General features: G+C 39.4%; 8 protein-coding genes. 2 read left to right on the top strand and 6 right to left on the bottom strand.

The annotated features are described in order from the left end of the window. Positions 1-180: 180 nt before the first annotated feature. Entirely contained in the window at positions 181-357 is a 177-nt protein-coding gene (locus ACO1O5_RS21670; RefSeq protein WP_486274014.1) for a hypothetical protein, read from the bottom strand. A 280-nt stretch (positions 358-637) separates the two neighbouring features. Here ACO1O5_RS21670 and ACO1O5_RS21665 point away from each other — a divergent pair, with 280 nt between their 5' ends. Next, complete coding sequence (locus ACO1O5_RS21665) at positions 638-1468, top strand: OmpA/MotB family protein (RefSeq protein ID WP_486274012.1); 831 nt, start codon at positions 638-640, stop codon at positions 1466-1468. A 255-nt stretch (positions 1469-1723) separates the two neighbouring features. Here the strand turns inward: ACO1O5_RS21665 and ACO1O5_RS21660 are convergent, their stop codons facing one another. The 4 genes from ACO1O5_RS21660 to ACO1O5_RS21645 all read right to left on the bottom strand — a co-directional run bounded on the left by ACO1O5_RS21660 (position 1724) and on the right by ACO1O5_RS21645 (position 6908). After that, positions 1724-3085: a vanadium-dependent haloperoxidase gene (locus ACO1O5_RS21660; RefSeq protein ID WP_486274011.1), complete on the bottom strand. Its 1362-nt coding sequence runs from the start codon at positions 3083-3085 to the stop codon at positions 1724-1726. Between the two features lie 183 nt (positions 3086-3268). Further along, entirely contained in the window at positions 3269-3517 is a 249-nt protein-coding gene (locus ACO1O5_RS21655) for a response regulator transcription factor (RefSeq protein WP_486274009.1), read from the bottom strand. Further along, complete coding sequence (locus ACO1O5_RS21650; RefSeq protein WP_486274007.1) at positions 3490-3831, bottom strand: response regulator; 342 nt, start codon at positions 3829-3831, stop codon at positions 3490-3492. Before ACO1O5_RS21650 ends, ACO1O5_RS21655 begins: the two co-directional genes overlap by 28 nt. 125 nt (positions 3832-3956) lie before the next feature. Further along, entirely contained in the window at positions 3957-6908 is a 2952-nt protein-coding gene (locus tag ACO1O5_RS21645) for a ligand-binding sensor domain-containing protein (protein WP_486274005.1), read from the bottom strand. Positions 6909-7483: 575 nt separating this feature from the next. Between ACO1O5_RS21645 and ACO1O5_RS21640 the strand changes: the two genes are divergently transcribed. Beyond that, positions 7484-9076 carry a tail fiber domain-containing protein gene (locus tag ACO1O5_RS21640; protein WP_486274003.1) on the top strand — a complete coding sequence of 531 codons (1593 nt, stop codon included), beginning with the start codon at positions 7484-7486 and terminating at the stop codon, positions 9074-9076. Positions 9077-9620: 544 nt separating this feature from the next. On the opposite strand, the gene ACO1O5_RS21635 is transcribed toward ACO1O5_RS21640, so the two are convergent. Next, complete coding sequence (locus tag ACO1O5_RS21635) at positions 9621-12044, bottom strand: TonB-dependent receptor (RefSeq protein ID WP_486274001.1); 2424 nt, start codon at positions 12042-12044, stop codon at positions 9621-9623. Between the last annotated feature and the right edge of the window lie 362 nt (positions 12045-12406).

Genomic DNA, 12406 nt, shown 5'->3' with positions numbered 1-12406 from the left:
ATTGGACAACTTAAATAGTTTTTTTTAAAGAAAAATTTGAAGATAAAAACGCAGGTCAAGTCTATAATACCAGGAAATTAACAACGGCCGCTTCGGCTTCCTGGCATTGAAGATTTATCCGGAACACGAACCCAAACTCAGACGCAAGAAAAAACATTTGAAGTTATGTCGAAAAAATGATCACCTAATTTTTTTGTATACTTTATTTTTGCCCATATAATGTGCTATTACCTCCGTAACATTTCCTGAAGTATCTTTTACAAATTCAATTCTTGCGTAAATGACCGTTAAGTAAAAATTGTTTTCATTGTCTGCTAATGCGGTTGATTTGGGCAAGCCACCCTGCGGTGCTTCCATTTGAAGTTGATAATTTCTAAGTGCTATGCAAGTGTAATGTTTACCATCGAGATCATATATAATCCATCACATTCAATCGTCAATAGCCTTCAAATTAGTATGAATGTCGCATCGCCCGACGGGCTACTGATGCGCTTATCCTGTATTTAATTGCAAAGCGTGCCCTGGAAAGCCGGTTCCCCATCATGTAGATAAATCCACGACTTATAGTCAATTTTCATGTTTATACCAGTTAAAGAGCATTTGGCACAGTTATTCGTTAGTATTAAAAAAAAATTCTATGAAAAAATATATTGTAATAATAGCAGGAATATTTCTATTGCCTGGTTGTGTGGCAAAAAGGTATTTAACCCAATCGCAGGAACGCGTCGCTTCTTTACGCGACGATAGTACACACCTGGCCCACCGGGTTGTGGATATGCAAAATAATATTACAGAACTTCAAAATAATATTTCGGCTTTAAAAGATAGTGTCGGAGACCTGGAACAGAAAATTGCCAATCTGAATAACCAGAATTCCCAACTTGGGCAATTAACTGCTGATCAGCGAAGCAAATTGACGCAAAGTCAAAAAGATTTACTGGCGCAGCAACAAAGATTACAACAACTACAGGATTTACTGCAACAACAAAAAGAACAGTCAGAGAATCTTAAAAATAAGATGACTGAAGCCTTGAAAGGTTTTAATTCCAATGATCTTTCCGTATATCAAAAAGACGGGAAAGTTTATGTAAGTCTTTCTGAGAATTTATTATTCCCTTCAGGCAGTGCCGTTGTAAATCCAAAAGGTGTGGATGCATTGTCTAAGCTTGCTGCGGTACTTAATCTCAACCCCGATGTATCTATTAATATTGAAGGGCATACGGATAGTATTCCTATTCGCGGTAAATACCAGGACAATTGGGATTTGAGTACGGCCCGTGCAAATTCAATAGTTCGTATTCTTATAAATAATTATAAAGTGAACCCAAAAAGTGTTACCTCATCGGGACACAGTTATTTTGAACCCGTTGCATCCAATGCAACCAAAGAGGGAAGAGCAAAAAACAGGAGAACCGAAATTATCCTTTCACCTAACCTTGAGGAGATGTACCAACTTCTTGAAAAGTAACGCCTCTGATTTTCTTAGTTTAAGCATATCCGTTAGTGGAGCTGTCCTGAGTGTTTGTAGCGGCGAAAAAGTGTAACTCGGGACTTGAGAATTTTAAGTCTATAAATACCATTTCAATTTTTTGAAACACCAGCCGATTAATGCTGTTGCGATTTCATATTTGAAAAGGATTTTGCACAGTACGATTTTGACAACGTCGGTGCAAAGACTGCTTTTATTCGTCTCTTATTATCCAAAGCTAAGTTTCAAACTTCATTACTTTAAGAACTTAAGTTTACTAATAATATTCTGTGCCACCTTTCTTCCCACATTAAAGCCGGTGTCAACAGACGGCTGATAGTGTATGCCAGCGAATATTCTTGAATTACCGGCATCTTCGCCAATCGCACGAAAAGAAGTATACGATCTTGGCGCAAAGCCCAAATAATCATACGTGTGATCAGTTATATTGTAATTATCACCAAAAACGTTTGTCATAGCATCTGCAGTGGCTGATGATAAGATGGCATGTGCAGAAGGATATTCCGGATGAGGCGGTGTATTTAAAAGGGAAGACCAGGTTGGATGCCCTATTACAGTTCTGATGTAGGTGATTGGACGAACTAAATTATAATTATACTTTGCCTGCCAGCAGCTGATATCAGCATCATTTAAAGCGATACCACAAAGTTCATAAGCTATCGCAGCTTTATCAAGCGTTGTATTTTCCTTTTGCAAAACCTGCTTTAAAATGCTCTCCCAATGACCCGGAGAACTAATGCCTGGCTGGTCTCTCCAGAATAAAGCCATTGCAGATTGTTCCGGTGTAAGTGTTAGCGAAACATCATACACTTGTTTAACCATATTATAAAAATCGGATGAAGGGTCGGTTGAATATGAGATGGGGGCACCAGGTTGTGCATTATCACCACTGCCGGGCACTATGGTTCGCAGGTTTCCCCAATAGGGAACACTTGCCTTTGCAAAAGCAGGCGGAGTAGGAACCCACAGCCCCACACCTATCGGCGGAGTGTAAGGATCACTTGCATGTAAATATCCATCACTTTCAGACCAGTTAAAAACCTGTTGGGCAACATCTGTTCCAAACATAACAGAGCGATTAATGATATCCGTATCTGTGTTTGCACGGTATCCCATAGTTAAGGCGTTCTCCAGGGAATCAATGGCTGCTTTATTGGCGGCGCTGGTGGTAGGAAACATATGTTTATTCATGAAAGCTAAAGCAGCATTTGCAGAACTGGGCCAATGATAAGCAAATCCAGGTTGTGTTGAAGGTAAACCGGATAACCCGTTTAACTGCGGAGCAACAGACTGATACGCCGGCATACCAGCTACTACTGCTTCATACAAGGCGATTCCGCTATAAGCATACATACGGCCGAGCTGGGTATTATTCAGGCCAGGTGTTGTAGACATTAACCGGATCTGCATATTAATCCATGCAATAACTACATCTGCAGAATAGGTATTGGTTTGTTTTAAATGACCATTATATTCATCGTTTCTCGCCATAGCAAATCTCGGTTTTTGTTGTTGAACCGGATTTTTGATTTCTTTTTGACAGGAAAACGAAAAAACAAACAGTACCAGGATGGGTAATATATTTTCTTTTTTCATAAACAATTTTTTAAAATGATAAAAATATTTTGAGTGCCTAATAACAATTCAAAAATATTTTTTTAACGATCAATCTTATTACCCTCATTCGGGTGAAAATTGTTGATAGAGAAAAAAGGAATTAAGAAGTATAAATTAGAGATGTTGAGCTGCCGCCGCCTATTTAGTTCAAACTCTTTCCGCTTACACAAGCCGGTCTTTATAAGCTTTTAATACAGCTTCGCGGTTAGAATGCACATGGAGTTTTTTATAAATATTTTTTACGTATGAACGAACGGTTTCATAGCTGAGAAATATTTTTTCAGCAATCACTGGTAAACTATGGCCGTTCATCATCAGTAATAAAATTTCTTTTTCACGACTACTGAGTTGTTCAGCCTCTTTCGATGCAGGCAATATATTTTTTACATCAGGCGCAAATCTTTGAAACATGCGCAACACCTTACTTGAGCGCCCATACATATAGCAGCAAATATTTTTTCTTCTTCTTCAAATACTGTTTGAATGAGGACTTTTATTTCGGGGTAATTCTTTATGATAAGATCGGTCGCTTCAATCCCGTTCATGCCCGGCATTTCAATATCCATCAACACCACGTCAGGCCTGCTCTTCTTAATATTATAGAGCAGGTTATCGGCCGAAGAGAAACTACCAGTACAAATGAACCCATCGGTGCCATTCAGAATGGCCTCAAAAGCTTCTCTTACCAGTTTATTGTCTTCAAAAATTGCTACCCGGATGTCCATGAGATTTATTCTATACAAAATTCATAGTAAACGAAAGTCATTACTACCCCCAATTGGGTTATTTTAAATAATAAGTTCTACCAGTGTTCCTTCTTCTTTTTTAGATGTAATAATAAGAGACGCATTTAAATTTCTTTGGCTCTTGCCTGCATATTCCTTAATCCGTTTCCTTCAAATTGTAGTTTCGAATCGAAGCCCTTTCCATCATCGCGTACTGATATATGAAATTGGTGATCTGCATGGGTGAAAATAATAGACAAATTTTTGCTTTGGGAATATTTAAGCGAATTATTAATTGCCTCTTTGCAGATCAGGTAAATATTTTTCCTGCGTTGCATATCCAGGTTGTATTGTTCCAACTCTTTTTCAATTTTAAAATTCAAGTTTACACCCATTGGCGCAGCAGTGGCTTGTGTATTGTTTCTAAGACGTGACACAATTTGTTGAAAACTGTCATTTACCGGATTGATCGCCCACACGATATCGCTCATCTTAGACAGCATCTCAGTTGAACTCCCAATAATTTTGTCCAATAAATTTTCTGCATCTGTTGTTTTATTTGTCTGCAAATTTTGCTTAGCCATTTTCCCGATGATACTGATACCGCTGAGCGTTGATCCAATTTCATCATGCAGGTCGCGGGAAATATTAGTTCTTAACGCGATTATTTTTTTTAATTGCTGTACCCGGTACCTATATATCGCAGAAAGAACGGCAGAAACCAAAATGAATAACAAAATGCGGAACCACCATGTTTCCCAGAACGGAGGAGAAATAACGAATTTTATTTTTTTTTGTGGACCATTCCATTCATTATTGGCGTTAGCGGCTTCCATAATGAATTCATAGGTATCGGGTGCCAGGCTTCCGTAATGTATATGGTAATCGACGTTTGCATTTTGCCAATCATGATCCAACCCCTTCAACTTATAACGAATCGGGTTCTTCCCCGTAGAATAAAAATCCATCACACCCGTTTCAATATTAATACTGTTCTGAAAATATTTCAATGAGATTTCCGGCGTCTGGTTAATGTTAATGCTGTTGTCTAAATTTTTCTTATCAATACTTAATGACTTAAAATAAATCTTCGCCGGTGGAAAATAATAGTTAACCAGATCAGGCTGTACGCGGTCAAATCCATTGCCACCGCCCAGGTATATGTCGCCATTTGAAGCAAGAAAAGAAGCCCCGCGGTGGTATCGATTCCTGAAACCATAGGCAGCGCCGACATTATTGAAATATCCTTTTTTCTTGTCGAAGACGCAAAGTCCGGTTGAGGTGCCTAACCAAAACATTCCTTTCTTATCTGCGATAATTGCATTAATAGTATTATCAGGCAATCCATCATCCATTGTATAATGACGCAGAATTTTTAAACTTTTATCAATGTAGTATAAACCTTTTGTGGATCCTACCAACCATGATTGAGAAATATTGTCCCAGGCTATACAAAGGACCGGTATATCACCAAATAATTTTCCCAAGTAATCCCATTTACCATTGATGTAAGAATACGCTTCGGGAAAAAGATCCAAAGAAGTAAAAAAGAAAATATTATTTCCTTTGCCGATATACTGAATGTTTCTATCGGGCAGAAAAGGAAGTTGAAAAGCCGTATCGTTTCCTTTTTTGTAGATATACGCACCCGTCCATGTACCCATGATCCATAATGAATCATTCAAAGTCTCCCAATTCTGCGACCAGATACTGCGGGGATCAATGACTTTTCTATCAACACTTTTGAAAATGATTTTTTTGTATTTTTTAGTGTTGATATCTAACTCTCCCGGACCAAAATCAGCGGAAACCCAGGCCTTATTAGAAATAGAATCAATGTAGATCATCCTTACCCTGTCACTGGGTAAACCACGAATATCTTTTTTCATCAGGTGCCCGAAAGTTCCCCGGGAAGGATCAAAAATATTAATGCCTCCGTCCAGGGTTGCTATCCATATTTGTCCATTCCTTCCTTCAGCGAAGGAGGTCACATTGCCTGATGTCAAATCATTGCTAGTGCCTGTATAGTCGGCATAATGCCGAATGGCTGTATTGTCGGTCAATTGATCCAGTCCAATACCTGCGCCTGCCCATACCATACCATTTTTATCGCAGTAAATACTTCTGACCGAGTTCGATTGCAAGCCGGGGGAACCGGGCTCATGTAAAATGTGTTGAAGTGATTTTTTTTCGGGATCATAAATAAATATTCCCTTAGTTCTTGTACCTACCCAGAGCCGGTTATATCTATCAAGTGCCAGGGCGTTCACACGCAAAGAAGAATCACTGAGTACTCCGCACGACTGAATTTTTTTCTTTAAAAGATTTATTTTATACAGGCCACTTTCAGCAAACCATACGCAATGCCGGGCTGTATCATTCACTAATGCCAGCAATCTTTTCGGCTTTGTGAGTAAATTTTCTTTATCGCCCGGTAATGATGTGTAAGACAGGCCATCTTTTAACCAAAATCGCAGAACGGCTTCCTCAGCGGCGAACCAAATACTCTGAGATGAAGAATCGTAAAATGTATACGTAAGCCGGTGATAATAGAAAACAGGTGGCACATTGGCAAATAGAATCCTTCTTTTTCCTGATTTAATATTGATCGCCAATATTCCAACATTGCGATCAATATACCATACTTCATCTTTCGCGGCATGAAAGGGAATAAAATAATTAATTCCTGAAACGTTTTGTTTAATTAAAGGATAAGTTTGAAAACTATCCGCCCTTATATCATAGCGGTTCAATCCGGAATCCGAACCGATCCAGATATTGTGTAGGCTATCCTCCACTAAACCCAGCGTTTCCCTGCCAATAATTGTTCTTCTTTTGTCCGTCGAACGGAATACAGCGAAGGAAGATCCGTCAAACTTCAGCAAACCATCGGGCGAAGTGAGCCATAAAAAACCCAACGCATCTTTGAGCATTGTGTAATTCGTAGATAGAGGGAACTGCGTCTGCGATAGCCTGTTAGTAATTCTAAATGATTGGCGAATAGATTGTGTGATACCTCTGAATGAAACAAAGCAAAGTATCAGCCATATTGTTATCTGGCATGAACGCTGAAACATAAAAAGCAATCAATTATGAGTTAAGTTTTTTATTGTTATTTGCAACTTTAGATAGTCATTCACAGTAGGTGAAGAAGACTAACTTCATATTAATTTACAACAAAAAACTAAATCCGGTAAGGAAAGATTCGCCTGGGCTTTCTCTTCAAAAACGGTGAGTATAGGGCTGTTGTTTTGAGTTTATGCTCTACATCTCAGCAACGTCTCCTATGGCGGGATGTTGCTGAGAAGGAAATTTGCTCATGTAGGCGTCTGAGTTATGACAAAGGCAATATCCTTAGGTAAAAATTAAGTTAGCCGCTCTCATGAGGCAAACATTCTACCGATATCCGGGGCTTTCCTTAGCGTATTTCAGGTGAGAAGTGTATGCATAGAAAAACGTCGTCCACGAAAAGTTTAAAAAGTAAGTTTTAAATATTATATTTAAGTTAGATAAATAACCTATCGAAATACCTTTCCTTACTTCTGTTTTTATACGGTTTTATTCCTGACCAATGCAGGATCCGTAACCTAATTCTCTGAACCCACGGGGTTGCCAACTAAGTTTTAATAATTCATACATCAAACATACAACAATGAAAAAGTTTTTTCTGCTTTCAATCGCCTTAATTTTATTTTATGGATTTTCCTTTGCCCAAAGTGTGGGCATTGGTACCACTAGCCCCGACGCCAGTTCCATGCTTGAAATAAAATCCAGTAGTAAAGGCCTGCTTATACCAAGAACTTCTGCTACAAGCCGGGCAGCCATCGTAAATCCTGCAAAGGGTTTAATCGTATATGATACAACTACGAGCAGTTTTTGGTTTCATAACGGTAGCGCATGGTCGCAAATTGAAAGCAGCGGTAATGGCTGGTTGCTGAATGGTAATTCCGGCACAAATCCCACAACAAATTATATTGGAACAACTGATGCAAATTCGGTAACAATTAAAGTCAATAATCAAAAGTCTGGATACATAGATTATACTTCACCCTATAAAACAAACTTTGGCTATCAAAGTTTAAAGTCTTCCTTTGGCGTGGCAAATTCTGCCTTTGGTTACCAGGCACTTTTTACTGACACTTCCGGAAGTTACAACACAGCTCACGGCTATCAATCGCTTTATTCTAATAGTATGGGAGATTTCAATACAGCCATCGGAGCAGCCTCGTTAAATCATAACGCTACAGGCAATTACAATACGGCAGTTGGGTATTATTCTCTTTATTCTAATATTACCGGCTATAGCAACACAGCAAGTGGTTACTATGCTCTCTACGCAAACGATTATGGCCACGGAAACTCAGCATTTGGCACCAATGCCCTTAACTCCAATACATCGGCAATTTACAATAGTGCTTTCGGCTATGCTTCGCTTTACTCTAATTCAACGGGAGTTTACAATACTGCGTGCGGAAGTGCAGCTCTTTACAATAATAATGGAAGCTATAATACAGCAGCTGGTTTTGAAGCCCTGCGACTGAATAACGACAGTTACAATACTGCCTTTGGTTACCAGGCACTGCGTAATACCACTGCCTCAGAATACAATGTGGCGTTAGGTTATAATGCAGGCACTACCCTTAATAACGGATATAACAACGTATTTCTTGGCGCTAATACTGATGTTAACGGAATTGGATATTATAACGTAATTGCAATAGGGCAGGCAACTGTTTGCACTGCGGCCAGCCAGGTGACTATGGGAAATTCTGCAACAAATTCTTACAGGGCTTATGCAAACTGGAGCAATATTAGTGATGGCCGCTTTAAGAACAATTTAAGGGAAGATGTTCCTGGTTTAAAGTTTATTAATGAACTGAGACCTGTTACCTATACCCTTGATGCAACAGGGATAGATCAATTTTTGCATAAAAATAGTTCCGCAGATAAAAAATCAAGTGCAGAAGCAAAAGCTGTACAGGTTAAAGCGTTGAGAGAAAAAGAACAAGTTAGGTATACAGGCTTTGTAGCGCAGGAAGTAGAAAAGACAGCAAGAGAATTAGGCTTTGACTTTTCGGGAATTGATGCGCCAAAAAATGAAAACGATTTATATGCACTGCGCTATGCAGACTTTGTTGTTCCATTGGTAAAAGCCGTGCAGGAACAACAGCAGCAAATTGAAGAATTAAAAAATCAAAACGCTGTATTAATGAAGCGAATCGATGCACTGGAGAAAAAAAATTAATTTGAGTTCTGCTTCCGGGAATATTTCGTTTACGTGATAACGTTAGTTATAAAATCTCTTTCAAATTAATTGCTGACACCCTGCTCCTAACGGAAACGCCTGGTTGGAAACACTCGTCAGTTCACTGTAAGTTTGTATACCTCGGTCTTTGGTTAACATTCCCGCACTGAAACTCTAAATTGCCTTAAATGAAGGTCGCAATGTTTATAAATAAATTCTCTTAATTATTTCTGAGTCATCTTATCAAAAAACCAATGCGTGAAATTGCCCACTGTTAAAGTTTCATGCCTGCCAATTATCCGGTTAACTACTTCGTCTCGCCACTGTGGGGAACTGAAATTATCCTTTCGCCTAACTTAGATGAAATGTACAAGCCTCTTGAAAAGTGACGCCCTTGCTTTCCTTAGTTTAACCCTACCCGTTAGTGTCGCCGTCTCGGGTTTCGGCACGGCCGATAGGCAATTCAGGCAAATCTATAAAGGCTATTTCAATGTTAAAAAGTTAACTTTTTTAGAAACCAGGCTATTTCTTTCAAGTCACAATGTTAATTCCCCACGGAAGGAGCTGCGGGCCTGGTTAGGAGATCATCGTTATTGATGCCTCTCTTTTTTGACACATTTTCAGTCAGTTTTCCGAAGTTCCAGGTAAGAGCCAATACGCCACCTCGCCTGATGAGGGTGGTGACATTGCTGTTATAAAAGTTTTGGTCTTTTGTGATGGTCTTGTAGTCATGCGTTTTCTCAAACCAGTTTACTGCCCTGAGAGAAATATTTAATTTCCCTTTCAACACTTCGTAATTAAATGCAACATTTGTCCAGAGATAAAAGGGGTAGGTGGTTTGAATGGTTTGAGGATCTTTCCAGAATCCAATGAGCGTGCTGACAGTGAATTTTTTCGTGAACTTGTAAACTACATTACAAAAGAGATTTCCGCCAATGCCGCTATTGGTCTGTGATGGGTTGGAATTATTTTTTACCGTACTGTATTGAACAGAGCCATTTGCGGAAAGGCTTATGTGTTTGCCAATCTTTGAACTCAGGTTTACATTAATATTTGATGAAAATTCTTTACCGATATTCAGGCTGGTTGTCTGCGTGATTCCTGTAGCGGGATCAAAGGATGCATATTGCAGTATCTTATTACCGCTATAACTTCCCTGCCAGATGATTCCCGCAAATGTACTTCCCTTTGATAACCGCAGTTGCGTGGAAAAAACATGAATAGTTTGCGGGCCCAGGTCAGGATTGCCGTACGAAATATTCAACGAATCGTTGTCGAATACAAAAGGATTGAGGTCATAAATATAAGGACGTTGTAACCTTTTAGTATAACTAAATACCAATGTGGCAGCCTGGCTCAAATGGTTGGTAAATACCAAATTGGGTAACACGGTAACATAATCATTTTTTACTTTGGTCCCTGAAGTAACAAAGTTTCCATCAACACTGGTATATTCCACTCTTGTGCCGACACGGATACCCCATTTCTTCATCTTAAAATTATAAGTACCGTATGCACTGAATACGTTCTGCGTGTACTTAAAAAAATCAGTATTAGCAGGATTTACTTTATAGGGTAATGATGAATCATACGTCACCAGGCTTTCAAAGTTTGAATTGGCCCTGCGCAGTATGGCTTTTACACCTGCCTCAAGCTTACTCGTTGTAGTAAATGGTATAATATTATCTGCCTGCAGCGTGTATTGATCATTGATGGCATTGCTGTTATTAATGAGGTATCGATTGCTGTTGCCGCCATCTTGCAAGCTATTTAGTTTTGAATCGTTTTTGCCAAATTCACCAAGAAATCTCAGGCTGAATTCCCTGTCTTTGCTTTTTGAATAATGTCGGATAAAGTCGCTTCCAATATTTATCCCCGGATTATTGCTCTTATTATTGAGATAATAATTGCTGAGCATTGATGGAGACGATGAAAAATCGGTAGCGATTGTTTGATCTGAAACAGTCTTGCTCGACCAGCTATCAATATTTGTATACAAAGTAACGGTATTCATTGTGTCAATATCATAATTCAGTTCCGCATTGCCGAAGCTCCAGCCTGCACTCGCCAATTGGTTACCATCCAGCGTTCTGCTGGTATAAGCGGCCGGGTTAAAAGGAATCGTGCTGCTGGTATTATGTTGCGAAACCGGGTTGGAATAACCTGTGCTGAGAAGAACGCTTAAACCAAACTTCCCCACTTTCGCATTTGCATTGATGTTATAATCACTTAGTTTGTCGCTTGTCCGCTGAAAAGAAGAAATGGTTCCGTTATAACCGACAACTTTTTTCTTTGTAATAATATTGATGAGACCGCCGATGCCTTCTGCATCGTATTTGGCAGATGGATTGGTGATCACTTCTATCTTTGAGATGATAGCGCCCGGAAAACCTCTTAATGCATCCCGGACATTATTGGCAAACATGGACGTTTCCCTGCCATTAAGTAATACTTTAAAATTAGTTTGACCGTTCACTTTAATGTTGTCATTCCCATCCACGGTTACGAAAGGCGTGCTTCGCAGTATATCTAAGGCCGTTTCTGTTTTACTGGTTGGATCGTCTTCCACATTGAAAATAATTTTGTCGTCAGCCTGCTCAATAAGTGGCCGTTGCGATTTTACTACCACTTCTTTTAATGTATTGTCTTTCCGGGATAATACTACTTTGTCAATTTGCATTTTTTCTGAAGAGGCAGTTACTGAAATACTTATTTGTCTTTCTCCAAAACCCGTGTGCGTGAACGAGAGCATATAATTGCCAGGGCGGGGTCTGTTAAGCTCGAAGGTTCCATCTTCCTTTGATAGTGTTACCTGCAACGGAGCGGGCATGTTTTGTTGCAAAAGTCGAATTGTTACCAGAGCCAGCGGCCTACTGCTGTCGGAAACAATGCCGGTTAATTTTAATTTTTCCTGTGCGAATACAAGTCCCGGCAGAGCGCACAGCATAGCAAGTAAATATGTTCTCATAGCGATCTTATGCACAATGGTAAATGGATCATAAGATTAACGAATTGATTCCTACTATGGAAGCACTTCATGATAAAAGGTGAATGCTTGATGATACGAGGCAAAGGTTCCGTATTGATCTGTCGAATTTTTACATGTATTGCCTTGGCGGGCAGGTAGAGTTCTTAATTGTTTGAATACCCGACGGGCGGCAAATGCATTGCCGAAAGAAGACAATAATAAGAAAGGCTGGCGAAATGCCGGCCTCCGGAATCAATTATATTAAGCTTTATTAATGGTGAAGGATTATCGCCCCTACGTCTGTAACGCTGCCAGTTGTTACACTGGTGGCAATCGTGGTATCAGCAAAGGATTCGGGATAT

This window comes from Ginsengibacter sp. (assembly GCF_057362405.1).
This window is presented reverse-complemented; position numbering and strand designations above follow the sequence as displayed.